This is a genomic window from Mycobacterium bulgaricum (assembly GCF_041287165.2).
GTDB classification, from domain to species: domain Bacteria; phylum Actinomycetota; class Actinomycetes; order Mycobacteriales; family Mycobacteriaceae; genus Mycobacterium; species Mycobacterium bulgaricum.
Map to the genome: position 1 here is coordinate 1 of NZ_JBGGKV020000019.1, position 22597 is coordinate 22597.

At 64.6% G+C, this 22597-nt stretch carries 30 protein-coding genes; 13 read left to right on the forward strand and 17 right to left on the reverse strand.

Annotation, left to right across the window (positions count from 1 at the left end):
* Window positions 1-231 precede the first annotated feature (231 nt).
* The 4 genes from ACAG24_RS27730 to ACAG24_RS27745 form a co-directional block, all read right to left on the reverse strand.
* Window positions 232-735 (reverse strand): hypothetical protein, encoded by a 504-nt coding sequence (locus ACAG24_RS27730; RefSeq protein WP_370475945.1) that lies wholly within the window; start codon window positions 733-735, stop codon window positions 232-234.
* A gap of 117 nt (window positions 736-852) precedes the next feature.
* A complete protein-coding gene (locus ACAG24_RS27735; RefSeq protein WP_370475946.1) occupies window positions 853-990 on the reverse strand; it encodes a hypothetical protein in 138 nt (45 codons plus the stop codon).
* Window positions 987-2009 carry a rep protein gene (locus ACAG24_RS27740; protein WP_370475947.1) on the reverse strand — a complete coding sequence of 341 codons (1023 nt, stop codon included), beginning with the start codon at window positions 2007-2009 and terminating at the stop codon, window positions 987-989. Before ACAG24_RS27740 ends, ACAG24_RS27735 begins: the two co-directional genes overlap by 4 nt.
* Window positions 2010-2442: 433 nt before the next feature.
* Window positions 2443-2649, reverse strand: a complete 207-nt coding sequence (locus ACAG24_RS27745) for a hypothetical protein (protein WP_064284654.1) — start codon at window positions 2647-2649, stop codon at window positions 2443-2445.
* An 89-nt stretch (window positions 2650-2738) separates the two neighbouring features.
* Here ACAG24_RS27745 and ACAG24_RS27750 point away from each other — a divergent pair, with 89 nt between their 5' ends.
* Both ACAG24_RS27750 and ACAG24_RS27755 read left to right on the forward strand, forming a co-directional pair.
* Window positions 2739-3128: a hypothetical protein gene (locus tag ACAG24_RS27750; RefSeq protein ID WP_370475948.1), complete on the forward strand. Its 390-nt coding sequence runs from the start codon at window positions 2739-2741 to the stop codon at window positions 3126-3128.
* Between the two features lie 56 nt (window positions 3129-3184).
* Entirely contained in the window at window positions 3185-3547 is a 363-nt protein-coding gene (locus tag ACAG24_RS27755; protein WP_370475949.1) for a helix-turn-helix transcriptional regulator, read from the forward strand.
* 11 nt (window positions 3548-3558) lie between these two features.
* Here ACAG24_RS27755 and ACAG24_RS27760 read toward each other — a convergent pair whose 3' ends face one another.
* Window positions 3559-3879, reverse strand: a complete 321-nt coding sequence (locus tag ACAG24_RS27760; protein WP_370475950.1) for a hypothetical protein — start codon at window positions 3877-3879, stop codon at window positions 3559-3561.
* A gap of 11 nt (window positions 3880-3890) precedes the next feature.
* Window positions 3891-4178, reverse strand: coding sequence for a hypothetical protein (locus ACAG24_RS27765; RefSeq protein ID WP_370475951.1), 288 nt, complete (start codon window positions 4176-4178; stop codon window positions 3891-3893).
* Window positions 4179-4260: 82 nt separating this feature from the next.
* On the opposite strand from ACAG24_RS27765, the gene ACAG24_RS27770 reads away from it, so the two are divergent.
* Complete coding sequence (locus ACAG24_RS27770) at window positions 4261-4491, forward strand: hypothetical protein (RefSeq protein WP_370475952.1); 231 nt, start codon at window positions 4261-4263, stop codon at window positions 4489-4491.
* Between the two features lie 233 nt (window positions 4492-4724).
* Here the strand turns inward: ACAG24_RS27770 and ACAG24_RS27775 are convergent, their stop codons facing one another.
* Entirely contained in the window at window positions 4725-5141 is a 417-nt protein-coding gene (locus ACAG24_RS27775) for a hypothetical protein (protein WP_370475953.1), read from the reverse strand.
* Window positions 5134-5856 carry a ParA family protein gene (locus ACAG24_RS27780; RefSeq protein ID WP_370475954.1) on the reverse strand — a complete coding sequence of 241 codons (723 nt, stop codon included), beginning with the start codon at window positions 5854-5856 and terminating at the stop codon, window positions 5134-5136. The genes ACAG24_RS27775 and ACAG24_RS27780 overlap by 8 nt, the downstream gene beginning before the upstream one ends.
* Window positions 5857-6242: 386 nt before the next feature.
* Between ACAG24_RS27780 and ACAG24_RS27785 the strand changes: the two genes are divergently transcribed.
* From ACAG24_RS27785 to ACAG24_RS27795, 3 genes are read left to right on the forward strand one after another with little or no spacing between them, the layout of a single operon-like run.
* The gene (locus ACAG24_RS27785; RefSeq protein ID WP_370475955.1) at window positions 6243-6401 is read left to right on the forward strand and encodes a hypothetical protein; all 159 of its coding nucleotides are present in this window, start codon (window positions 6243-6245) and stop codon (window positions 6399-6401) included.
* A 43-nt stretch (window positions 6402-6444) separates the two neighbouring features.
* Window positions 6445-6612 carry a hypothetical protein gene (locus tag ACAG24_RS27790; protein WP_370475956.1) on the forward strand — a complete coding sequence of 56 codons (168 nt, stop codon included), beginning with the start codon at window positions 6445-6447 and terminating at the stop codon, window positions 6610-6612.
* 26 nt (window positions 6613-6638) lie between these two features.
* Window positions 6639-9161, forward strand: a complete 2523-nt coding sequence (locus tag ACAG24_RS27795) for an AAA family ATPase (protein WP_370475988.1) — start codon at window positions 6639-6641, stop codon at window positions 9159-9161.
* A 31-nt stretch (window positions 9162-9192) separates the two neighbouring features.
* On the opposite strand, the gene ACAG24_RS27800 is transcribed toward ACAG24_RS27795, so the two are convergent.
* The 3 genes from ACAG24_RS27800 to ACAG24_RS27810 form a co-directional block, all read right to left on the reverse strand.
* Window positions 9193-10173 (reverse strand): hypothetical protein, encoded by a 981-nt coding sequence (locus ACAG24_RS27800; RefSeq protein ID WP_370475957.1) that lies wholly within the window; start codon window positions 10171-10173, stop codon window positions 9193-9195.
* 122 nt (window positions 10174-10295) lie between these two features.
* Entirely contained in the window at window positions 10296-11180 is an 885-nt protein-coding gene (locus ACAG24_RS27805; RefSeq protein ID WP_370475958.1) for a DNA-methyltransferase, read from the reverse strand.
* Window positions 11181-11304: 124 nt separating this feature from the next.
* A complete protein-coding gene (locus ACAG24_RS27810) occupies window positions 11305-11994 on the reverse strand; it encodes a recombinase family protein (protein WP_445206236.1) in 690 nt (229 codons plus the stop codon).
* Window positions 11995-12290: 296 nt separating this feature from the next.
* On the opposite strand from ACAG24_RS27810, the gene ACAG24_RS27815 reads away from it, so the two are divergent.
* Both ACAG24_RS27815 and ACAG24_RS27820 read left to right on the forward strand, forming a co-directional pair.
* On the forward strand, window positions 12291-12518 hold the full coding sequence (locus tag ACAG24_RS27815; protein ID WP_370475959.1) for a DUF2188 domain-containing protein: 228 nt from the start codon (window positions 12291-12293) through the stop codon (window positions 12516-12518).
* A gap of 598 nt (window positions 12519-13116) precedes the next feature.
* Complete coding sequence (locus ACAG24_RS27820; RefSeq protein ID WP_370475960.1) at window positions 13117-14124, forward strand: nucleotidyl cyclase domain-containing protein; 1008 nt, start codon at window positions 13117-13119, stop codon at window positions 14122-14124.
* Window positions 14125-14550: 426 nt separating this feature from the next.
* Here ACAG24_RS27820 and ACAG24_RS27825 read toward each other — a convergent pair whose 3' ends face one another.
* The 3 genes from ACAG24_RS27825 to ACAG24_RS27835 all read right to left on the reverse strand — a co-directional run bounded on the left by ACAG24_RS27825 (window position 14551) and on the right by ACAG24_RS27835 (window position 16230).
* On the reverse strand, window positions 14551-15084 hold the full coding sequence (locus tag ACAG24_RS27825; RefSeq protein WP_370475961.1) for a PAS domain-containing protein: 534 nt from the start codon (window positions 15082-15084) through the stop codon (window positions 14551-14553).
* Between the two features lie 65 nt (window positions 15085-15149).
* Window positions 15150-15578, reverse strand: coding sequence for an anti-sigma factor antagonist (locus ACAG24_RS27830; RefSeq protein WP_370475962.1), 429 nt, complete (start codon window positions 15576-15578; stop codon window positions 15150-15152).
* Window positions 15579-15801: 223 nt separating this feature from the next.
* A complete protein-coding gene (locus tag ACAG24_RS27835) occupies window positions 15802-16230 on the reverse strand; it encodes an STAS domain-containing protein (RefSeq protein ID WP_370475963.1) in 429 nt (142 codons plus the stop codon).
* 550 nt (window positions 16231-16780) lie between these two features.
* Between ACAG24_RS27835 and ACAG24_RS27840 the strand changes: the two genes are divergently transcribed.
* The 5 genes from ACAG24_RS27840 (at window position 16781) to ACAG24_RS27860 (ending at window position 21352) form a co-directional block, all read left to right on the forward strand.
* Window positions 16781-17545: a TetR/AcrR family transcriptional regulator gene (locus ACAG24_RS27840; protein ID WP_370475964.1), complete on the forward strand. Its 765-nt coding sequence runs from the start codon at window positions 16781-16783 to the stop codon at window positions 17543-17545.
* Window positions 17546-17704: 159 nt separating this feature from the next.
* Window positions 17705-17956, forward strand: a complete 252-nt coding sequence (locus ACAG24_RS27845) for a hypothetical protein (protein ID WP_370475965.1) — start codon at window positions 17705-17707, stop codon at window positions 17954-17956.
* A 1000-nt stretch (window positions 17957-18956) separates the two neighbouring features.
* Window positions 18957-19523 carry a recombinase family protein gene (locus ACAG24_RS27850; protein WP_370475966.1) on the forward strand — a complete coding sequence of 189 codons (567 nt, stop codon included), beginning with the start codon at window positions 18957-18959 and terminating at the stop codon, window positions 19521-19523.
* Between the two features lie 273 nt (window positions 19524-19796).
* Window positions 19797-20600, forward strand: a complete 804-nt coding sequence (locus ACAG24_RS27855; RefSeq protein ID WP_370475967.1) for a mechanosensitive ion channel family protein — start codon at window positions 19797-19799, stop codon at window positions 20598-20600.
* A gap of 356 nt (window positions 20601-20956) precedes the next feature.
* A complete protein-coding gene (locus ACAG24_RS27860; RefSeq protein ID WP_370475968.1) occupies window positions 20957-21352 on the forward strand; it encodes a hypothetical protein in 396 nt (131 codons plus the stop codon).
* A 47-nt stretch (window positions 21353-21399) separates the two neighbouring features.
* Here the strand turns inward: ACAG24_RS27860 and ACAG24_RS27865 are convergent, their stop codons facing one another.
* The 3 genes from ACAG24_RS27865 to ACAG24_RS27875 form a co-directional block, all read right to left on the reverse strand.
* Window positions 21400-21792 (reverse strand): STAS domain-containing protein, encoded by a 393-nt coding sequence (locus tag ACAG24_RS27865; RefSeq protein ID WP_370475969.1) that lies wholly within the window; start codon window positions 21790-21792, stop codon window positions 21400-21402.
* Window positions 21793-21946: 154 nt separating this feature from the next.
* On the reverse strand, window positions 21947-22267 hold the full coding sequence (locus tag ACAG24_RS27870) for a hypothetical protein (protein WP_370475970.1): 321 nt from the start codon (window positions 22265-22267) through the stop codon (window positions 21947-21949).
* A 28-nt stretch (window positions 22268-22295) separates the two neighbouring features.
* The gene (locus ACAG24_RS27875) at window positions 22296-22595 is read right to left on the reverse strand and encodes a hypothetical protein (protein ID WP_370475971.1); all 300 of its coding nucleotides are present in this window, start codon (window positions 22593-22595) and stop codon (window positions 22296-22298) included.
* Between the last annotated feature and the right edge of the window lie 2 nt (window positions 22596-22597).

The window sequence follows — 22597 nt, forward strand, 5'->3', positions numbered from 1 at the left end:
AGTGGTTCAATGAAGCGCATCCGGCGCTGGTCCCATGCGCCAGATATACGCGTCAACTTCAGGTTGATTCGCGACCTTCTAGACCTGAATGCAAGAGGTGTGTCGTGTTTGAGGTCTGTGGAAACGGGGGTGAGGGCGAGGGGAGCTGGGGTAGGTCAGCGGGGTGGTGGAGCGCGTACAGGTGAGAGGCGTTGAGAAGAAAGGGAATTCGATGGCAGGAAAGAGGGGCGGTTAGGGCTGAGGTGGTTGTAGCGGTGGGGTCGGTCGACGGTGGTGGCGTTGCGCGCGGCGCACGGTGGCGGCGTCGAGGCTGGCGTGCACTCCGGGGCGGTCCTGGGAGCCGATGAACAGCACGTCATCACGGCGGGTGTGCGAACCCCACCCTTGGCTGGCTACGACGGCGACCACCGAGCCCGGCTGGACCTGGTGATGCCAGAACCACGCATCCCGCCATGTCGAGCCGGGCTCGCCATAGATCGACACCCGTGCCTTGCAGCCCTTCTTGGGGTGGCGCTCGTACACCTTCTGCACGTACAGCAGGCGTAAATGGTGCGCGACGGCGTAGTCGTGCAGCGCTACCCAGCGCTGCACCGAATCAGGTGGGTGCGCGTTCGGGTGCCGCGCATGGGTGAACTGTCCAGGGTTGGTGAACGGTGTGCGTGGCTGCTTCCGCTGCACCAGTACCACGGCTACGGTGATGATCACGGCCAGCACCACCAGAACGGCCAGATCCACAACGCATCACCCCCACGGTTCTCGTGTGCAATTCGCGCTATCGGCGCACCTGCTCAGGGTGAAGATTCCGGCCCATGCTGGCAACCACTAGGGGCGCGGGTGATGCGCGCAGGGAAGCTATCGCGCGCGGCGATGAGCGTAAGTGTCACGTGCCGCGCGTCTTTCGGCGTTGGTGTCCTCGGTGTTGAACGCCGTGGCCAGCTGCGCATATCCGGCATCCAAACCATGCTCGTTCAGCGCGTCGGGCTCGATCACGTGTCGGGGCTCGCTGGGGGGCGGGGTCGCCATCGTTCAACGATAAGCCGCGGGGTGCTGCGGGGACGCGGGTTGAGGTGCTGGCGGGGGTGCTCGGTAGGGGTGCGTTGACTGCGCTGGGCAAGTACCCGGCGGATCTCTTCTCGCGCGGCCGTGATCCGGGCCCGCGCGGCATCGGTGAGGGGCTCCGGGGGCGGGGTCGGGTCGATGCTGGCGGCGGCGTAGCCGCCGGCCTTTGAGTGAGCTGGAACTGGGGGTGTCCAGGACAGCCGTCGTAGCCGGCTGGCGAGGAACGCGCCAGGGTTGGCGATGTGGTCGGGCCAGGTCGCTCCGCGGGCGCGCATGTCGGCGTTGAGCTTGTCGTTGACCGCGCGAGCTGACCACACGTCGGGGTCGATGCCGGCGCGGCTGAGTGCATCGCAGATGGCGCCGATGTGCGCGCGGTCTAGGCCGTGCGTGATCGCGACCAGTCCAGCGGCAAGTCGCTGGGTGGCCAGCGGCCGCGCGGTAGCGCGCCGTGGCGGCGTTCGTCGTGGTTTGTCGCAGATTTGTTTGGCGGGCGCGCTTGCGCGCTCGCTTGGTGAGTAACTCCCTACGGGAGAAGAACAACCAACACCGCCTGACGGCGGTAGGTGGAAATCATGCACAACCGGACGCGGTGCTGGACGGGCTTGGCGGCGCGGCACCAGGTGGTACACCGAGGGTCGGCGGCCGACGCTGGGGGTGTTTGTCGAGCCGTGGCCGCGCTGCGCCTCAATGGCCCATCTGGAGGCCCTCAGCAGCCGCCAGGCGGCGGTCACGGTGCGCACGTCACAACCCACCTTGTCGGCGATTGTCGCGCGCGTGACGGCAACGTGGCGGCCGGTGGCGTGATCGGCATACTCGGCCATCACCGTGGCGATCGACAACAGCGTGGCCGTGGTGATCGATACCCGCGTCTCAGCACACACCTGGCTGAAGGCCGGTGATTGCGCCCAGCGTGTCAGCCCTTCAAGCCAGCTGATGCGGCTCGTCCACATCGGTGCACGCGGTGCGCAGCTCCCGGCGCGCTGCACCCATTCGCGACGACGTTCGTTCGCCAGCGCGCGCGCGACATGCGGACTGGGAGCAACAGGAGCTGTAGCCGAACCAAGCGGTGTCGGCCACGTACTGCTCGCCCGATGTGATCGGGCGTTGATGAGGTCACGATTCGCACACTGGATGCGCGGCGTATCTGGTACGTCGGACAGGCGTGCGCTACCGTGAGAGCTGCCTTGCAAAAGCAGTCCCTTCGGGGATATCGGGTGCGGACCCCGAACCGAGCGCCAACTCGGTTCAAAACCTCAGACAAGGGCCTCGCTACGGCGGGGCCTTCGTCATGTCAGCGGAAATCCGCACACCAGCTATTCAGATGTCACATCTGCCAAGACCCTGCCGTCAGAGCAAGTGAGTTGAGGATCTGGCGGGGTGTGGTCACATCGCCAGCGGCAAGGCCTCCTTGTCTAGTTCACGAACCAGCTCGGGGTGGCCTACGTGGACGGCGAGGACGTCGGCCACGTACTGGCCCATTGGGATGCCGCGCTGCGCGGCTTCACGTTTGACGATCTCGTAGACGACGCGATCGGGCCGCGACATGATCTGCGCGCGATCGCCCTTATGTGTGCTGCGTCTTTGGGCCATGGTGGAGACTCTGCCAGCGGGACAACGCGTTACCTGATAACGACACGCGCACATCCCGTCTCTCCTTTCACACGGCTACCGTTTGGGTTGTGATCGATTCGATGGAGCTGGAGGCGGCCATCGCGGCGGTGTACGCCACACAGCTGCCGATCCCGCCGTGGTGGCCGGCCGAGGCGCGGGCCGCGTTCATCGAGGAGTACGCCAGCGAGGCGGCGACCATGGTGCTCTCGGAGTTCGACGCGATCGGTGACCGCGTGACCGATTGGGCGGCGCGGTCACAGATCAGCGGTGCGGACACGTCCGCGATGATCACCTCGGCGCGGCGAGTTCTGCTCGATGAAGCCAGCAGCGACGTGCAGTACGACTTGACCGAGCTGATCGCGAGCAAGAGCGCAGAACTTCGGGCCGAAGCGGTGTTCGACCACAGTCGGCCGCGCGGACCACAACGCGTGGTCTGGCCGATCCAGCACCGGATCTGACGCAATCTCGGAGCCATACCGAAGTTCCTGTCTTGTCGACGAAGGGGGTGGCACGCATGGGTCCATCGCGGCGGGGTCATGTCGAGCGGCTGGCCGGCAACCTGCTCACGCTGGCTCGCCTCGAACATGACGTGTCGCAGCGCGAGCTGGCCAAGGCCGCCAACTTCGCAGAGTCTGCTATTGCCGAGATCGAATCGGGTGCTCGGCAACCCTCGCTGCCCGAACTGATGCACATACTTGCCGCAGTAGACCAAGAGCTTCGAATCCAGTTGGCTCCGTACGACACTCACGACGACGTACTCGACGCGACCCAACAGCGGCTTTCGGCCGACGAGCAGGCCCACCGCCGCGCGATTCACGACCAGTTCGCCGCGCAACTGCGCCAGGGCGCGTCTCTGAAACCCCCGGCGGTGACGTAACTCAGGTTCGCCTATGGCTCGAAGTGTGAGCGGAAGCCTTCGAGCCAGTCGGCCCGCGCGTAGCGGTTCAGATCGCCGGGAACCCACGTCTCGGCGTCGTCGGGGCCGTCTGCGTCGCCGCTGGCCACCCGTTCGTGGGCTTCGAGATAGCCGGCGGTGTGCATGTCATTGGCTTGGGAGAACACAGACTGCAAGGCGGCCGAGTTCGTCGTGAAGTCCTGGTAGGCGGCGCGGCGCTCGGCGTCGGTGGTGTAGTCACCGCCGTATCGCTGTAGCCACGCGTGCCAGTGCTCGGTGGAGCCTGGTTTCGGCGGTGTCGCGGGCGTGCTCATCAGGGCCGACTTTAGGCCGCTGCACAGACGATGGGCGGGGCCTTGGGAGTGCGGCGGCACTGCGCGATGCCGCGAAGGATGTGTGTGCCGCTGGATGCAGGTCCGCAGATCACCGTGTGCAGAACCCGAGCAAGCGCGAGATCGGCCGCGGGCGCGGCATCGGTGAGGACATCGAGCAGCTCCTCGGCGGCGGGAGTGTTGAACGGGTTGTCCACGAGCTGCGCACACAGCGTGCGGACCTGGATCGCGAAGTCACACACCGTATTTACGTCGTCTTGAGTTGTCGTTACCGGTCTCATGGAACCACCGTAAAGCCGTGCACGCAAATGTGCAAGCAATATGCGTGCACAGTGGCAAGAGTGTTGCATGTAAGCTGCGTGCATGAGTGGCTCAGCTGGCGACGCGGGGAGTGACGGCGCGGCCGCGGCTGGCTCCGGCGGCTCGCTCCCGCTGCGCAAAAAGCAGCAGAAAGTCCCGTTGAACACCTATGTGCGGCCAGGAACCCAGCAGCGCATCGAGGTGTTGAAGGACCGCGGGTACGCGGTCACCGACATCGTGGATGCGGCGCTCAACGAGTTCCTGGACCGGGCCGGGGTGCCCACAGCCGAATAACCCCGAAGCGCTCCCCCGGCGGCTCGACCAGCTTTGGCATCGCTTCCTCGTACTGGCCCGTTTGCGCGGTGGGCGGCGGCTGTCCAGGCTCGACCGTAGGTCGACCGCGCAGCGGCGGTTCCGGCCTTGACCGCCGCCGCCCACCGCTTCGCCACAATCGAGGCAGAGGAAAAGCTTTTGTGCCCGATTGAAACGCTTAAGCGTTATAGCGCTATAACGCTTAAGCGCTTATTCTACGCACGTTTCCGGCCGGGGCCGCTATGTGTGGCGGCGCTGCGTTGCAGCTCAGCGACGATTTCGGCGGGCGTGAGCTGCTCAGCGAGCCGGGTGAGCGCCAGTCGAACAACGGCACTGCGGGTGGCGTCGACGCGCGGCTTGGTCGCTCGGGCGGCTGCGCGCACGGCCTCGAGGGCGGCGTCCGCGGTGTCGTCGAGGTAGATCGATACTTTCGTGAGGTCGGTGCCGGTGGCCGGCGGGGCGGGGGCTGCCGGCGGCTGCGCCTTGGGCGGTTCGGGTGCGGCTGCTGGTGGCGGTGCGGCGGGCATGTCGACCGGCGTGCGACGCGGTTGGTGTCGCGGCGGCGGGATAGTGCGGCGGGATGTGGTCGATTTCGAGCGCATGGCGGTGAGCGAGTCCAGGCCGTCAGCCATTGACGTACTCCTTTACGAAGGTACTGAGGTCGGTTAGCGCGGCCGCGACTTTCTGTAGCGACTTCGCAGGCGGTGTTTCGGCGGTAATGGCAATGCGCTTCTTTCGCGTTCCTACGTGCAGCGCGGTCGGTATTGGTGGAGCAACCTGTACGGGTGTGTCGGCAATGATGGTGCGCAATCGCTGAATTTCGGCGGCCGGCGGTGTTGTGGGGACGAAGTTCGGCACGATGACCAGCGGATAGTCGGCCGCCTCATTGACCAGCTCGGCAGTGGCATCAAGTTCGGCGGTGCGTAGCGCGGTCGGAGCCAGCACGATGTTGGCCACGGCCAACGCACCATGTGCAGCGGGGCTGGCGCCAGGATGGGTGTCGACGACGATCCACGGTTTGCCCCATTCGGACGCCCATTTGGTGAGGGCATCGGCCATGGTGTTCGCGTCGGGCTGGTGGTCATAGAGATCGGGATGACCGGGGATGAGGTCCGGTTTCTTGAATCCGCGCAGCGGCCGCGGCGGGGCGGCACCCGCGTCCAGTGCATCCAGAAGTCGTGATCGTGGGTGATCTTGAGGGCGATACCCCCACTTGGCGGTCACGCCTCCCCCGTCGTGTTCGAGGTCGACGAGAACCGCATCAAGTAGATGGGCCAGCTCGTAGGCCAGGAAAGACTTGCCCACACCACCCTTGCGGGAATGGCACACAGCAATGTTAGTGGTCACAACAGAATTATAGCGCTGTAACGCTTAAACGCTTAACCGCTTTAACGTTTAAGTTTTACAACGTTAAGACGACATAACGGCATAGGGCTAAAACGCTGTAAGGCTGATCCTGGTAGCTCACACGGGCATCCGACACGTACGCACGCCCTGTCCGCCTTGCACGTTCCGAGTCACGTTAGATCGACTATCACTGCTGCTCAGAGCGTTATCGGGCGAAGTGCTGCACGGTGGTTTACTAGCTTCCCGTTTATGCAACGAGTAGGGCAGTTTCCCTGCACACCCTGTGTTTCCGCCCGCGGCGACCTCGAAGGTATGGACCGCGCTCAAGGCGCGGCGCCGGAGTCGTCTAACGGCTTCGGTCGTGTACGCCCGATGGAGCCCCGTCCATGAGTACCAACGCCACCGTCGTCAGCATCGTTGCGATCGTCTGTTTCTGCCTTCTAGCGGCCTACGTTGTCCGCACCACCGGCTCGACGACGGGCATTACCGATATCGGCCGCGCAGTGGCCGATGTCATTGACGCGCTCACCGGACGACGCCGGTGAGGAAATCCGGTCTGACGGTGTTGGTCAGTAGGCTGCCATTTCGATGAGTGACCTCCTGCCCAACCTGGATGCCTTGCGCAGCCAACTCACCGGTGACGCGGCCAGTCAGCAGGACGCGCGCGCCCTAGCCGATGCAATTGCTCTGGCTACGACCGAGAAGGACCTCGACGACGCCCTTGATGCGGTCATCGCCAGCTGGCGGCAGCCGTGACTCATGCCGCCACCTCGACGCGATTGGTGTCACTGGAGATCCGCGGGTTCAGGGCCTTCGGTACCGAACCCCGCACGCTCGACCTCGACGCTGGACTGGTGGTCATCCACGCCGGAAACAGCCAGGGCAAGACCAGCCTTGCGGAGGCCATCGAGTTTTTGATCAGCGGCCGCAGTAGCCGCCGGGAACTGCTTGGCGGCGCGAAGGCGGAATACAACGACAGTCTGCGCAATGCCCACCTGGCCGACAGCGACACCGACGTCTACGTCCAGGCCGCCATTCGCGATGCTGCGGGAAACACGCACCAGGTGCGCCGGGAACTGCTCTGCGACTTTGGTCAGGGCACCGAATGCGAAAGCCGCCTGCTCATCGATGGCGTCGAGGCCGCCGATCTCGCCGGCGTGGGCCTGGCGCTGGCCGACCCGCCGGTGCGTGCGCCCGTTCTGCTGCAGCACATCCTGCGCCACGTCCTATCGACCGAACCTAAGCAGCGCGTCGGTTACTTCAAGGCGCTGCTATCGCTGACCGACCTGGACTCCTTCCGCGAACGCGTCCGGTCAGCACGCGGCCGGGTGGAAGCCGAACAACCCGGCGCGGCGTTGCAGCGCGTCAACACGCTCACCGACACGCCTGCAGCATCAGCGGGCTCCGCCATCAGCGCGTTGACGAAGAAGCCACTTACCTCCGATGCCGCGCGCACCGCTGTCGACAAGGCGCTGCGTGCCGCGGGGGGTGCGATCCTGGCTGACGCTGAAGGCGCCGAACCCGTCTTCGAGACTGTCGACGATCTTGCCGTCGCCCTCAGGGAGGCACTCGACGCGCAGCGCGAGCGCGCGTTCCCACTCTCGGCGTTCGCAGTGACTGAGCTATCCGAAAATCCGGTCAGTCCAGACCTGGAGCCGTACGCCACCGCATTGGCCGAGTTCGACCAGCACACTGCTCGGCTCACGCCGGTCCTCGACGCGCTGCTGGGCATCGAGGAGTATGCGCAGCTCGATCACGCTGCAACCTGTCCGGTGTGCGGCACCAACGACGCGTTGACCCCTGATCGGATCGACGTCCTCCGCGACCACTTACGCCGTACCCGAAGCCTTGGCGATGTGGCCAAGTCCGCCGCCGAGGCGCTCGCTACCAAACGTCACGAACTTGATCAGTTCACCGCCGCGGCAGCCGCGGCAACACCTGCGGTCGCGACGTGGACAGACGAACAGGTGGCCGCCGCCGACGACGCATTGCGCAGCTTGCGAGTCGAAGCCGCATTACTGACCGCCACAAGAACCGCCGCCGCGCCCGTGGCCACAGCCGCCACCGATCTTGCCACCGCCGTAGCCGCAGCTCGCAGCACCGTTGAAGAGAGCAGCGACGCCGTGGGCTCACGCCAACCGCTCCCTGAGGGGCTCGCCACCCGCTACCTGGGCATCGACAGCGCAGCCCGTCGACTCCGCGAAGCCAGCGCGGACTACTTCACGGAAGCCGCGGCGCTGCGCAGCGCCGTCGAAGACGCCGCCCGTGAACGCATCACCATCAGCGGGTTGACCGAACTAGCCGATCTGGTGGCAGTTCGGACCGAACTGGTTACCGATGTCGTCACCGAAGCCATCCGCCAACGCACTATTCGACGACTCACTGCTGCCGACAAAGCCCTCCGCGACGGTGCAGGAGCGGTCCTCGACGGCCGCTTTGCCCAGATGAGCGACACCATCACCAAATGGTGGTCCACCATCCGCCCCGAAGAACTCGTTGGCTTCGGTGGCATCAAGCGCCGCGCTGCCGGCGCGCTGTTCGTCAACCTGATCGCTGATCTCCGCGTCGACGCCACCAGTACCCCTGTAGAACGGGAAGCCCTTGGCGTCTATAGCGATTCGCAGCTCAACGCGTTGGGACTGTCAATCTTCTTGGCACGCACCGAGCTGCTCGGCGCGCCGATCGTCGTCCTCGACGACCCGATCCCCGGCAGCGACGCCGGCCACCGACTGACCTTCGTCCAGTACACCCTGGGTGCCCTGCTGGCGGCCGGCACGCAAGTCATTTTGACCACGTTCGACAGCAAGCTCGCTGAATGGTCGTACACCAACCACGGCAGTGCGGACTTCCTGGCCTACAAGCTCGACCTCATCGACATCCGGGCGGGCACCGAGCCCACCCAGACCACCGACACCTTCGGACAGCTGATGCTCGACGCTGAGGAAAACTTGCACGCCCCTACAGCGAAGGGCCGCCGCTCGGCGTGCAACACAATGCGCTCGGCCGCTGAACGGCTCGCCAAGCAAATCATCGCCACCGGCATGACCGACGCCGGCACCCCCACGACGATCACCGACGTCGAGGCCAAGACCACCAAGCTCGCTGACCTGCTCACCTTGCTCTATCCCTTTGTTGTCGAAGGCAATTCAGAGAAGGGCCAGTGGAAGACCTTGCCCAAGGTGCTCAATCCCGGCAGTCATGACGACGACGTGCCGTCCACCACCGAACTCAAAGTCGTCTTCGGCAACCTTCGCCGCATCAACAAGACCCACCAGAAGCATTGGCCTGGTGGGCTCATCAAGTGAGCCATCGTGTCGAAACTCCGGCGGCGGGCCGCTAGTCGGTAAGACCGAGGAGCTGCGGGAAGGGTTGCACGCTCAACATCTGGTCCAGTGTTTCCAGCGTGAACACCCGCCCATCGGTGTACTGAAGCACAGGCCCAAGGGTGTCGTTGACCCGTGCCCAGCCGGTGCCCCCGAGGACGGCGACAACGGGAACACCGCCCAGTCTGGCGCTTTCGGTCTGGAGGCCGCGGAAGCGGTTAGCTTTGTCGCGGGCCGTGCCGCCGTCGTTGGTCGCCTTACATTCCAGCATCGCGCGAAGGGTGCTATTGGCATCGAAGACGACGAAATCGGGTGCGGGAGCGACGGTTACATTGAATCGAGACGCGATCTCGCCCTGGTTGTGGCTGCCGGTGCGGATGTAGGGCACCCCGTTGTTCTTGAAAAGCGCCTCTACCTCGTCCTCGATCAGATCACCCTTTTTGCCGGTAGTGGCGTTGGTGACCTGGTTGAAGGGGCCGCCGAAGTGGCGTTGATGGAGGTAGGAACGGTACGGGACACCGCCGCTGACCAGGTGCCGCACGCTGTCCCAGCCGTCGCGGGTGTCGAGCTTGTCTTGCTTGCTGTGTAGACCTGCGGGTGCGTCGGTGAACAGCTCACGGCGCACCAGCTTGTCCACGGTGTGGGCGAGTACGCGAGCCTGCGCGGCGCTGAGGCGGCTGCCCCGCTTCTCGGCCCCGTCGATGGTTCCTGCTGCAATAGCCGGGGCGTTGTCACCGAGCTGCTCGGCGACCATTGTGGCGGTGGTGGCGAACTCATTCTTCAAGAGGCCGGTAATGGTGCGGAACACCAGCAGTGTTTGCGAATTGTCTTCGATGAGGGCGGCCAGGTCGTCGACACTGACCTTGGTAAAGCCATCAGTTCCGTCGCTGGCGGCGGTGTACACGGCATCGAAGTGCTCGGCGTCGTAGAACGGTGCGTCATGGATGAACGCGAAATCTGGTGCGAGATAAGGAACGTACAGCTCGCGGGCCACGGCCGCGAAGATGGCGCCGTGCTCGGCTTTGCCGTGCCGTTCGGGGATGAGCCGGATTTCGGTGACGCGTTTGTCCCAGGTGTCGGCGGCGGCGACTGCTGCCACTGTGTCCTTGGCTGTGGTCACTGGCCTACGGCGTGCAGGTCGACGGCGGGGTCGTCGGCCTGGTCGGCGACGATGCGCAGCCGGGCCTCTTTGGCGTAATCCTCGTGCAGCTCGAAACCGATGGCTTGCCGGTCGTATCGGCGTGCGACGACGACGGTGGTGCCGCTGCCGGCGAAGGGATCGACCACCAGCCCACCCTTGGGACTGGCGCAGCGAATGAAGAACTCCGCGAGACCCTCGGGCATTGCGGCAGTGTGTGCGACGCCGCGGTGCTGGTTGTAGGTCTGCGCGACGGACACCACGTTGCCGGGGTCCGCACCACCGTGGAGATAGGTCTTTGTTCGGTCGCGGCCGAATCCGGCGGCGGTGGTGCGGCGGCCGTTGGAGTCCAAGGCGCGGCGAGCGATCTCTGCGGCGTCGGCCTTATAGGGCACTCGCACCGCGTCGAGGTCGAAATAGGGGCGTTCTCCGCGTGCGAAGTGATAGACGTACTCGAATGCATCTTTGGTGCGGGGCCCGAACCGGCCTGGCACCGCGTTGGGCTTGGCCCAGATGTAGGTCTCGATCCACCGCCAACCCATCTGTTGGAGCGCTAGCACCAGTTGGTAGACGTAGGGGTGCCGTTGGCCGCGCAATTCACCGCGATTGGCCACGCGGTTCTTGATGTTGATGACCAGGCTGCCGGTTTCGGCCGTGGCTGCGAGCATCTGCTCGGCGTGAGGTAGGAACCACTCGACGTAGTGATCGGGGTGGATACGGCTGTAGGCCCTGGCGTCGGCGTAGGGCGGTGAAGTGAAGAACAGGTCGACGCTGCCGGCCGGCAATTTGGGTAGCAGTTTCGCGGCGTCGCCGTGGACCACTCCATCGGTCAGCATGCGATGCAAGTGACCCCTGGCTGCCATCAGGGAATCGTAACCGTGTCCCCTCGCAACGGAGCTGCACGGCGCGCTTGTCCCCAACATTGGTGAGACGCCGTCGACGGGCAGCAAATGTGACTTCACGACACCGCCGACTCAGAACCAGCGGTCATAAATCATCAACGTTCTGGCCGGAGGCGCTTCCCTCCCATTCTGCTATCTCGGCCTCAGGTAGTGGGTCATCGAAGGTACCGGGGATGGAGATATCGAGCTGCGGTGTGAAATCGCGCCGCACGGGGGTGACGACAGCTCGGGGCGCGGAAAGACTGCGGTAGACGCTGGAGCGGGAGATGCCAAGGGTGCGGGCGATCTGGGCGCGGGGAGTGCCGGCCTTGTCGAGCGCCTGGACCGCAGCGGCTGTGTCAGCGGTCAGGCCGGGGCGACCGGGGTGGCGGCCGGCGGCGCGGGCCGCGGCGACCCCTGCGGCGGTGCGTTCCGCAGCGATAGCTCGCTCAAATTCGGCGACGGCGCCGAAGACGTGGAAGACGAGGCGGCCACCGGGGGTGGTGGTGTCGATAGCTTCGGTGAGAGAGCGCAGCTCGACGCCGCGGTCCTGGAGGTCGCTGGCGATGGTGAGCAGGTGCGGCAGTGAGCGGCCCAGCCTGTCGAGCCGCCACACCATGAGCACGTCACCACGGCGGGCGTAGTCAAGCAGCGCCGCCAGCTCGGGGCGATCATCCCGAGCGCCCGACATGCGTTCGGTCCAGATTCTTTCGGCCCCGGCCTCCGTCAACGCCTTTGTCTGCATGTCGGGGGACTGGTGCAGCGTCGAGACTCGCGCGTATCCGAGCAGTGTCACCGGCAGATCCTCTCGGGTTGGGTCGGGTACGGGGATTCAGACCCAACCGGCCCGCTTGCGGGCCGGGCGGGAGCCGTTCTGTGTCTTTAAGGGTGTCCCCGTTCCTCACGGTCTGGGACATGATTCTGGGACACCCGACCGACATATCTGCCCAGGTCGCAGATCCCGTGTTAACACTGTCGCTTAATAGGTCATCTAGGGGTCGGCCAAATGATCCGAAGGTGGCTTGCCCCGGTCCGACCAGCGGGCACAATCTCAGCTGGAGGGGTGCACCCTCACATCAGAGGAGGGCAATCATGGCAAAGGGCGACATCAGCACTTACAACGAGGATGGGGTCTGGAAATCAAAGGTGGAGGGCAGTAGTCGGGCCGCTCACACCGGAGGAACCAAAGCCGAACAACAAGCAATCGGCCGACAGATGGCGCAAGACCGGGAGGTTGAGCACACCATTCGAAAGCTCGACGGAACAATTGGCGAGAAGAACTCCTACGGCAACGATCCAAATCCTCCCAAAGACTCCTAATTTCGTTGTGCGACAAGGACAGTGGCGGGTCCGCTGGTCTGATCGGCCGATATCAGCCAGGACTTGCTGTCTCGTTTCCAGGGAACCGAGACCGATCACATCTTGTCTCATCCGGTCGTAGGGTCTGATCTGCTCCAGCAGGGTCGACCCGATGCCGCGCTCGCTCGGAGACGCTCGACCGGAATGGTGGGTGGCAAGTCGAGAGGGTTTCTCTGACATACGGGAACGCACCGCGCATCCCCCAACACGGGGGAAAGCTGTGTAATGCGGAACGAGGAGGATCGCGGAGCCGGAAGCCGACGCATCCTCGGGCGGGGGAACACCTTCAGATTTGAACGCGGGCTACATCCGCTGCATGCCTGGACTGTTGGCGCTCGTTTTGGATTTCGAGTTTGCTGACGGTTGCTACGATGTGGGTGTCATGGGGCGCGGTCGATATTCGCCCCGGGGGGGGTGACGCTGGTGAAGTAGGTAGGGGGGCCTCCCGATGGGGTCAATACGGCGTCTGAGGTGGGGTGATTCGGGGCGTTTTTATTGGGTGACGTCGTTGCTGGCGACGCGGGGTCGACAGAAGTTGACCTGTCGGTTGTTGGCCGTCGTGACGCTGGGGTTGGGTGTGCTTCCGATCGTCATGGATCGGATCGGCGGCTCCGTCGCTCTGAGCTGGCGGTGGGTTCCGCTAATCGTGCTGACCTGCTCGGTGGCGATTACCGGGATGTGGCTGCGGTCGACGTGGCCGAGCAGAGGTTTGTCGCAGCTGGCGGTGCTGCTGACCACCGGCTGCATCGCGGCGGCCTGCCTGTCAGTGACCGATCCGCTACTGGGCATTATGGGCTGCGTCATCTTTGTGATCCCCACCGTCTACATCAGCGTGTTTCACTCTGTCCGGATGCTGTTGGTCCCGTGGATGGTCGCCGCGACGGTGATGGTTGTGCTGGCGGCGCGGCTGAGCGGGCCAGCCGTCGCGGTGGGGCTATCCAGCATGGCGTTGATCGTGGTGGTCAACGGCTTCCTCGCAGTCGCCTGCGCCACCGCGATCGGCTTGGTGAACCCGCACGACCGTCGCGGCGAGGACATCGAACATGTGACCGGACTGCTCACCGTGACCGGGTTCTACGAACAGGTCGCTACCTTGATTGGTGCCCGCAGCCGCGCTACCGACCGTCACCTCATCGTTGCCGTTGCCGATCTGGACAGTTACTCGTTGCTGCGGAGTCTGGCCGGCGCGGCCGGCGCGCGACAAGCTCGTGTCACCACCGCTCAACAGCTGCGTGAGACCACCCGCGGTCAGACCGTGTTGGCCCACGTCGGCGAGACGCAGTTTCTGCTGGCGGATGTGTTCGCCACCCCGGACGCCAGCGTTCTGCTGGACCGGGTTCGTGGCGCGGTCACCGCGCCGCCGGCCCAGGTGACGGTCAGTATCGGCGCGGTCAGCATCCCGTTACGCACATTGGCCGGCGGCGCGAACCAGGACGTCCTCGAAGAGATCCGGGCTTTGGCCGTCGCGGCCATGACCCAGGCGCGCGCGGCCGGCGGAAACCGCGTCTGTCAGCTCATCGCTCCCGTGCTCACCACGCTGGGTAACGACCACCTTGACGACCAGTAACTTCATCGGCGCGACGGGTCGTAGGGCGGTGACAGCGACCGACTGCGCTACCGGACCATGGGCGTGAGCGGCGTGGGCCGCCTTCCTTGCCGTCGCAGGATGGGTCTGGCCCGCCGTAGCCCCGTGGTGGGGGGCGCCCCCGCCAGTTCATGGTGTCTGGCGGGGGGCGACCGCACGGTGGTTCGTTAGTGGCGGACGGTTCCGGGTCCGGCGCCGGGGGTTCCGGTACCGCGGTTAAGCCAGCCGACCGGGCGTTCATTCCGATTTGGAGCACTGTGAGGAACCGGGCGAGCGTCAGTACCGAGGGCGGCGTGCGACCGAGAGGATGAGGAAACCGCGGGTTCAGATCGCGTTCCGTGATGGGTGTCAGCGGTTCGGTCGCCAGGTGAAGGCTGCGTCGCTGGTGGGCCGCGAGGTGGCCGTGGGTCAGCATCGGGTGGCGGCGCGGATCCGTTGCCGTTGCTGGTCATCAAGGTAGCCGTGCCGGGCTGTCACCCGCAGCTGCGCTACCCGTGCGGTGTCGCGATCGGGTTCGGGGTGGGGCGTGGCGAGCGTGAGATCGACGCAGGCACAGTGCATGCCGATGGGGGTGGGGTCGCCGCGCTGGTAGATCGGCGCGCCGATGACGGCCACGTCGTGCACGCCGCCGTGGGCGTCGATCACGCGGTGCCGGGTGGTGAACGGCACCCGGGTGCGGCGCGTGTCGTCAATAAGGCCGCGCAGATGTGCGCGGTCGTGGGGGTGGACATGGCTTATTAGCAGCGCGGTGCTAGGTGTTGTCGTGCCCGGCCGGTAGCCGTGCAGCTGCTCGACTGCGGGCGACCAGTCCCATCGGTGCGCGTCGAACAATAACCGCAACGAACCTAGCTGCGTGGACGAGCAGAAGTTCCCGCGCCCCGGGTCGGCCTGACCGACACCGCGGCTGTTGGTCAGCGACGACCTGCCGTGGGTCGAATTCATGAGCGTCTCCAAGTTCTGTGAGCGGCGGGGCCAGCCGGTCTGGTTCCATCGACGGGCAGGCACCGCTACGGGACCATCCGGTCGAGGTTGGGGGTGGCTGACGCGTTCTCGGTCTCCACCGCAGCCCATAGGTCCTCATAGAGGGGAAGCTGGTGCTGCCATCCGAGGGCCGCCAAAATTCGGGCAGTGCGGGGCTGTGTGCTGACCAAACGCAGCGTGATCCCTTGTCGCCGGCTCTGTTCGGCGGCCTCGCCCAACGCAGCGAACGCCGAGCAACTCAAGAAATCGAGCCCCTCGATGTCCACCACCATCGGGCCAGGCGCGGCAGTGGCGGCTGCTACCTCGTCGAGCACGCACTTCCACACCGCGCAGTTGCTCGCATCAACGTCACCGCCGGCGTGCACCACGACCGCTGAGCCGACGCGCTCGACCGCGACGCGCAACAAGCTGTGGGTATCGGCGAGTGTGTCCGCAAGACACTTGCTCAGGCGCACTGCCGGATAGAAAGTGGGAACAGAAGAAGCCACTGGATCTCCCGACTGCTGTCCATGCGCGGGTGCGCGGGGGAGTGAAGGTTTACCGCCCTTTGCTCTGAAGCCGGTAACCCTCATCCTACCTCCCCAAGGTTTACGCCGTAAACGCGCACCGGTGGAGGCGCTCTCTGCTCATCTGGCTGCGCGGGCCGCCGCAGGGTGCGCGATCGCGATACGCCTTCCATCAGGTCAGAACAGCACTGGTCCTCGCCGGGTCGTTGGCACTGCCTTTGACTGCGGGACATCCGAGCGCAGCCAGCGCCTGGTGCACGGTGGGGTGCACCGGTACCTCCCGGTCGACACCGGTCACCGTGATCGGCCGGCAGGTGACATGCCCGTTAGCTACCACGACCACACTGGTGGCGCCGGCGGCGGCGTCATGGGTACTGACCAAGACCTCCAGCCCTGCGGCAGCCAGAAACTCGACGCCGGTCACATCGATGATCAGCGCCGGGGGAGCCGACGCTAGCGCCGCGCGGAGGTGATCGGTCAACGTCGGCGCGGTCGCCAGATCGATCACGCCGCCCACCTTGACGATCAGCACACCCTCGCTGAGCCGACTACTTGCAGAGATGCCACACCGTCGTGGGAGATCAACAGGCTGTACCAACACCAGTCACCCCTCTTTTCTCGCTTGTTTGTCTTCACACACCACCGGAAACATTCACCTACGGCCCCGGCGCGCTCGCTCTTTGCGAGGCGACCAGCCGCGCCCGGCCCCACACAATGTTGGCCCCCAGATGCGGCGTCCTACTTTCACCAAAACTCTTTGACAGCACGGGTTTTTCGCTGGGCGGAGTGCGGCGGGGGAAGCGGTGCTTAGTTGTCCGCCGCCACTGATTTGGGGTGCGTAGCTGCCAATGCCAGGCAACGGCAACCGAGCTGGGCTCGCCCTTCGCGCCCTTCGCGAGTGCACGCACACCGCCATTACGCTGTGCGCAAGGATCAACGCCCGCCGCGCGGCTCATGGGCATGCGCTCCAGTCCTCTCAGGCCATACACGGACGGGCCGCCGTTGCAGCGGCCCAGCGCGTGGTGCGGGCAGTTGTATCCCGCCCTGCGCTTTGAAGGCGGCGATGTGGAACGACGCTACCCCGCCTCGTTTACGCTGTAAACTGTGATGTCGAATCGACGTTCGCCACCCCCAAGCCTCGAGGAGACGCGATGCGCCTAAGCGAGCCCGACCTTGATCGGCGCTCCCCGCCGACCAGCAACACCAAGCCCGGCCAAACCGCCCTACCGGATGGTGACGGTGAACAGCCGGCGTTGCGGCTCAGTCGCGACGCCATCCTGGACGCGGCGATCAGCTTCATCGACCAATGCGGCCTGGAAAAATTGACCATGCGCCGACTCGGTGCGGCCTGCGGGGTGGAAGCCATGGCGCTGTACCGCTACGTGCACAGCCGCGGCGACCTGCTCACCGGCATCGTCGACCACGTTGTCGACCGCCTCTATACCGATCAACTCGCCGCCCGCCGCCAAGAAGACGGCTGGCAAGATTACCTGCTGCGCCTGGCCCACGGGGTACGCCAGGTCGCCCTGGACCATCCGCAGCTCTTCCCGCTGCTGGCCACCGCAGCTCCCGAAGCCCCGTGGGTGCGGCCCCCGCTGCGCAGCCTGCGGTGGATGGAATCGTTCCTCGACACCCTCATCTCCTATGGATTCGACAACCCCTCTGCTGTGGCCGCCTACCGCAGCTACACCACCTTCTTGGTGGGTCACTTGCTGTTGGAAGTTTCCACCCACGGCGCTGAACTGAGCCCCGAGGAGGCCCTGCTCGACACCGACCGCACCGAGGTGGACCTGTCCAACTATCCCCACCTGCAACAACTACAACCGATGCTGTCCGAAGACCGCAGCGCCGCCGAATTCGAAGAAAGCCTCGAAGCCATCCTCGACCGACTCGAACTCCTCACCGCACGCCGCTGACATCACTAGCCCCGGTCTGCTACGCCAACGCTTTCGTCCGCGGCCCGGCGGCTGAGCGCGTGCTTGCCGGCGCGCAAGGGCGCGCCTGGCGCGGGGTGAGACCCGAGCGGACGCATCAGCACACACAGCGCACACTTCCATCGCCTCGAAAGGCAAGTCATGTCGTCCTTAAACTGGATGCCCGTCACCGAACACCCCGACGGGCCGCCACGCTATCTGGAGGCCCTCAGCGACACCGGAGCACGCTTCGAAATTCGGCCAATACACAACTCCGACAACGCTATCGAGGGCTGGTCGCTGACCTTCTACCCTACAAACCCTGATCACGGAGCCGACGACCTGGGACGTTTCGACGACACTGTCAGCGCCCAACTTCACGCCCAGCAGCACTACGACAGCACCCCGCCATGATAGACCAAATGGTCCGCCCCGAGTGGCGGTAGGAGTCGCCGCAAAAGGGAAACTCCGGCGGGGTGCCGAGACTCATCGCGCCGCCGTCTCGTTTGTAGAGATGTTGGACGGCTCAGATCCGGTCTCGGACCGTTGCCTAACTCTGTGGCGTGGATTGTGAACGACTCTCGGTGTGGGTTCTGAACAATCGCGCGAACTCGGCGGCGCGGACGCCTCCGCTTTCAAGAGTACGTTTCCGGCCCGCACCGGCGCGCGATCCGCGACAAGCAGCGAGCTAGGCATGCTCGCGTCCACCGGCCCTGCGGTCACGGACCAGTTTCACCTTCACGACGCTTCCACGCATCGGCAATCTCGTAGCCGCCCCTTACTCGCTGCCATAGGCCAGACATGACGAGTTCCAGAGCAGACAACGTGGTGTCAGAGCCGAGACGTTCGTCGGGGATGAATCCTGGCGTGTTCAGGCGCATACTGGCTGCCGCCGCATGTAGAGCTAGCATCCCTGCGACCCTCGAAAGCATCACCTGCTCGCCAGGGCGTGGTTGGACCCGAATTAAGTCGCGAACCTCGTCGGGGTTGCTCACCGTCGATTTGGCCTTTCCAGTTACAAACTTGAACGATAGCTCCAAGCACGCCGCGATCGGCCTGACAAAATGATGACAAGGTTCTCTGGAGGCGATGCTGCAAAGGTGATTGCACAAGAACCCATCGGCCGCATGGGCCAACCTGAAGAAATCGCCTCCGCCGTACTTTGGCTGCGCTCCCCCGAGCCGCCTTCACCATCGGCCACCCCCTCGTCGTTGACGGCGGCCAAACAATTGGCCTGCCCGGCAACTAATCTACAAACCATCCGCAACGCGGCGTGTCTCGTTTCTAGAGAAACGAGACAGGCACTGCGGAGCAGTACTTATCTTGCATAGCGCCAGGTCTCGGTGTCTCATATCTCGTCTCACACCGCGTGTCTCAGATCCTCGATGTCGGAGGTGAATGAGACGGTGGTCGCGTGACAACGATCCTTGGGTATGCGCGCGTTAGTACCGTAGGCCAAGACCTCGATGGACAGCTGGTCGCACTTGCTGCTCAGGGCATCGAATCCGGCCAGGTCTTCACCGACAAGCTCTCGGGTGCGGTGAACACCGACCGGCCGGGCCTGGCGGCCCTACTGCACTACGCCCGCGAGGGCGACGTCGTGGTAGTCACGGCCATTGATCGGCTGGGGCGCTCGGTCGCCGAGGTCACGCGTACCATCGCCGAGCTGGGTGAGCGCCGAATTCTGTTGCGTGCCTTGCGTGAAGGTGTAGATACGGGCACACCGACAGGACGCGCGGTTGCCGCCATCATGGCCACTCTCGCCGAGCTGGAACTCGAACTCGGCCGTGAGCGCCGTGCCGCTTCTCGGGACTCCAGGCGAGCGCGCCGGCTGCCAGCCACCAAGCCCGCCAAACTCAGTTTTGAGCGACAGCAACAGCTCCGACGCCTCGCCGCAACCGGAGAACCCGTACAGGAACTTGCCAGAGCATTCGGCATTAGCCGAGCAACGGCGTACCGATACCTCTCCGCACCGCACTGATAAACACCCCCGCGCTCCCTGTAACTGACAGAGCTGGGGGTGCGGCCCTCCCACATCAGCGCCGCGGGCGCTTCCACCTGGGCAAGATTGAAGCGAGCGGTGTTCGTTCTCGCTGACAGGCGGCCACACCCGGACTACAGCCCTGACATTTGGGGCTGGGTTTCCCCCGGCGGGAATGAGGGAATTGAACCTGAAGAAGATTCTCAGCAAAGTGCGAGAGGTTTCGCGCCTGTCTTTAACTAATGCCGTCACTCGGAGGAATGGACACTGATCATGAGGGATGCTTTGAACGACATGTGGCGGTCGGTGGCCACCTTTGCCCCCAAACTGGTGGCGTTTCTGCTGATCCTGATCATCGGGTTAATCGTGGCCAAGCTAATCTCCAAAGCGGTCGACAAGATTCTGGAGCGGGTGGGATTTGACCGCGCGGTGGAACGCGGGGGAGTCAAACGCGCCCTGGCCAACAGCCGCTACGACGCCTCGACAATCGCCGGGAAAATCGTCTACTACGCGCTAGTGCTGTTCGTCTTACAGTTGGCGTTCGGGGTGTTTGGCCCCAACCCGATCAGCGTCCTGCTCACCGGCGTGATCGCGTTTCTGCCCAAGCTGTTCGTCGCCTTGGTCATCGTGGTAGTTGCCTCAGCAATCGCCGCCGCCGTGCGAGACCTGTTGTCCAACAGCCTCAGCGGCCTGTCCTACGGCCGACTGCTCGCCAACCTAGCCAGCATCTTCATCCTCGGCCTCGGCGTCATCGCCGCCCTGAACCAGATCGGCATCGCGCTCACGGTCACCCTGCCGGTGCTCATCACCATTCTGGCCACCATCGGCGGAATCCTCATCGTCGGCGTGGGCGGCGGTCTGATCAAACCGATGCAGGGACGCTGGGAGAACTACCTTCAGAAGGCCGATGAGGAACGTCGCAGTCTGCGCGACGGGGGCCAGCGGGCGAACCCTGCTGAACCGACCACACGGTATCCCAGCCATGCACAGTCGTCGACGAACCCGCCGGTCGGCCCACCGCCCCAGGCCTACGGCCAGACGCCGCTGCATCCGGGAACTTCAGGCACCGGGTACTAATTCGCCCGGCGGCTGCGTAGCGTTTTCGGTGGGATAGACACGCCGCTCAGTCCCCACAACGTGACTCACAGAAAGTATCGCGGTGCGACCCGATCACCCGCCTACTGACCTAAGAGAACGCTTTCAAGACGCCCTCCACGTTGCCCTCATCACTGGCAGTCCGCCACCTCGCTCCATGGGCCTGGGACCCCAAAGCCTAGCGGCGGTGACGCTGATCGCCGCAGAACACCCCTACGCTACCGCCGAGGACATCGCCGCAGCCTTCGACGCCTTCCTGAACGAACACAAATTTTGAATCCCATGACTGCACCGTGTCTCGGCGATCCACAAATCAATGGGATAACCCGTTGCGTTGGATGCTGACCATCGGCAGCGTACTTGCAATCGCATTCGGCGCGGCGATTGCGCTAAGTACACCTATTCAGCTAGCCAGCATGAACCACCTCGGGCAACCGATCCCATGTGGCGATGCTCTGCGGGCAGACAATGCCCCCGCAAGGGCTGCCGACGACCACAATCAAGGCCTGCACAACAGGAACCCCAATCGCTTCATCGCCACGAACTACGAAGCACAATGCGCAGCACTGATCGCCGACAAACGCCGACACGCGATGATCGTCAGCACTGCCGCGGCAACGCTTCTGCTCACAATCGGTGGCGCGACTCTGGCAGCCCGCCGCATCCAATCACGCGGAACGGCAGATCAACGCTCAACTCATCCCGACCACCCGGACCCTGAACTGTCCGAATAACTGTAGTTTTACAGACACTGCACTTAGGTGGCTGCACGCGGACCGTTTTAGGTCGGCGGCTTGAAACCAAGAATGTCTAGGGCGACGGGGACCGTTTCGGCGGTGCGGACCTCGCCGTGTGTGCGGCTGAGCTGCAAAAGCCGGTTCACGGCGGGACTGGGAACGGTGATCCAGGGAATGGCGGCGCGGTGGCACTGCTGGCCGATCGCGATCAGTGTGAAGAGTCCTTGGGTGCCGAGGAATTTCAGGCCGGTGAGGTCGAGGACGAGCGCGGGTTCACCTGTGGTGTTGCGGCATTGCGCGTGTAGCAGCATGCCGGCGGCGTTGTAGGCGTCGATTTCGCCCCGCACCGCCACGATGGTGGTGTTTCGATCGATTCTGTAGACGTAACGGGCGTGGTCGTGCAGCCGTGGTCGGCGCTGAGTGCGGCGCATCGTCATGGATACCTCCACGAGGTGTGAGGTGTGCACGCGCGCGTCAGGCTCGGATGTCGGGGGGTGTGGCGGACGGCCACTAGCGGCCAGGTGCGCTGACCGGGCAGGTGGTGGCGTCGCGGGTTGCGGGCTGCTGGTCGCAGGGACTGGACGGTGTGGTTTACAGCTCAGAGGTCACTGCTTTGCGGGTCTTCTTCACCTTTTTGAGGTCGGTTTCGAGCCCTTTAACCGTGGTGCGGTGATCGGCGAGGGATTTCTTGACCTTCTTGAGTGTCTTGGTTTGGCGATCCAAGGATTTGCGGAGGTTGGCTTCGCGGCGTTCGACGCTGCGCAGCACTTTCTGGGCGGCCGCGACGCTGGCTGCCGGTGGTGTCGGGGTCTTCTTGGCGGCGCTGCGGTTGGCGGGTTTCCTGGTACTGGTTTTGGCGGGTGAGGACTTCGATGTACGGGTGGTCTTGCGGGTGGCACGTTGGGTGGCCATGGTCAGTGATCCCTTCGTTGGGGTGCCGCTAACTGGTTGTCGGTGGCGGCTGGGGCGTTGCGGCGGGGGTGGTCGTCGCGGGTGGTGCTGTGATGGGCGGAGTGTCGGGGCGGGGGTTGTCGATGAGGTCGGCGTCGTCGCCGCCGCGGCCGGTGCGGCGGCGGGTGAACGCCGAGATCGACAGCAGTGCCCGCGAGAGTCGGGTGGGGGCACCGCCGTTGCGGCGTTGCAGGTAGAGCCCCAGTTTCGCGAGTACGAACGCGATGACCGGGAGCAGCAGGGTGACGACGATCCAGCGCCGCACCGGGGAACTGAGCAGGGCCAGCATTC

What these genes read in the sequence shown, in the direction of transcription:
- ACAG24_RS27765 (WP_370475951.1), bottom strand. Translation starts at nt 4,178, where the DNA reads ATGAGACCGGTAACGACAACTCAAGACGACGTAAATACGGTGTGTGAC.
- ACAG24_RS27845 (WP_370475965.1), top strand. Translation starts at nt 17,705, where the DNA reads ATGTCGTCCTTAAACTGGATGCCCGTCACCGAACACCCCGACGGGCCG.
- ACAG24_RS27825 (WP_370475961.1), bottom strand. Translation starts at nt 15,084, where the DNA reads ATGAATTCGACCCACGGCAGGTCGTCGCTGACCAACAGCCGCGGTGTC.
- ACAG24_RS27840 (WP_370475964.1), top strand. Translation starts at nt 16,781, where the DNA reads ATGCGCCTAAGCGAGCCCGACCTTGATCGGCGCTCCCCGCCGACCAGC.
- ACAG24_RS27760 (WP_370475950.1), bottom strand. Translation starts at nt 3,879, where the DNA reads ATGAGCACGCCCGCGACACCGCCGAAACCAGGCTCCACCGAGCACTGG.
- ACAG24_RS27775 (WP_370475953.1), bottom strand. Translation starts at nt 5,141, where the DNA reads ATGGCTGACGGCCTGGACTCGCTCACCGCCATGCGCTCGAAATCGACC.
- ACAG24_RS27745 (WP_064284654.1), bottom strand. Translation starts at nt 2,649, where the DNA reads ATGGCCCAAAGACGCAGCACACATAAGGGCGATCGCGCGCAGATCATG.
- ACAG24_RS27790 (WP_370475956.1), top strand. Translation starts at nt 6,445, where the DNA reads ATGAGTGACCTCCTGCCCAACCTGGATGCCTTGCGCAGCCAACTCACC.
- ACAG24_RS27815 (WP_370475959.1), top strand. Translation starts at nt 12,291, where the DNA reads ATGGCAAAGGGCGACATCAGCACTTACAACGAGGATGGGGTCTGGAAA.
- ACAG24_RS27785 (WP_370475955.1), top strand. Translation starts at nt 6,243, where the DNA reads ATGAGTACCAACGCCACCGTCGTCAGCATCGTTGCGATCGTCTGTTTC.
- ACAG24_RS27755 (WP_370475949.1), top strand. Translation starts at nt 3,185, where the DNA reads ATGGGTCCATCGCGGCGGGGTCATGTCGAGCGGCTGGCCGGCAACCTG.
- ACAG24_RS27770 (WP_370475952.1), top strand. Translation starts at nt 4,261, where the DNA reads ATGAGTGGCTCAGCTGGCGACGCGGGGAGTGACGGCGCGGCCGCGGCT.
- ACAG24_RS27855 (WP_370475967.1), top strand. Translation starts at nt 19,797, where the DNA reads ATGAGGGATGCTTTGAACGACATGTGGCGGTCGGTGGCCACCTTTGCC.
- ACAG24_RS27805 (WP_370475958.1), bottom strand. Translation starts at nt 11,180, where the DNA reads ATGGCAGCCAGGGGTCACTTGCATCGCATGCTGACCGATGGAGTGGTC.
- ACAG24_RS27740 (WP_370475947.1), bottom strand. Translation starts at nt 2,009, where the DNA reads ATGTGGACGAGCCGCATCAGCTGGCTTGAAGGGCTGACACGCTGGGCG.
- ACAG24_RS27875 (WP_370475971.1), bottom strand. Translation starts at nt 22,595, where the DNA reads ATGCTGGCCCTGCTCAGTTCCCCGGTGCGGCGCTGGATCGTCGTCACC.
- ACAG24_RS27865 (WP_370475969.1), bottom strand. Translation starts at nt 21,792, where the DNA reads ATGACGATGCGCCGCACTCAGCGCCGACCACGGCTGCACGACCACGCC.
- ACAG24_RS27870 (WP_370475970.1), bottom strand. Translation starts at nt 22,267, where the DNA reads ATGGCCACCCAACGTGCCACCCGCAAGACCACCCGTACATCGAAGTCC.
- ACAG24_RS27860 (WP_370475968.1), top strand. Translation starts at nt 20,957, where the DNA reads ATGCTGACCATCGGCAGCGTACTTGCAATCGCATTCGGCGCGGCGATT.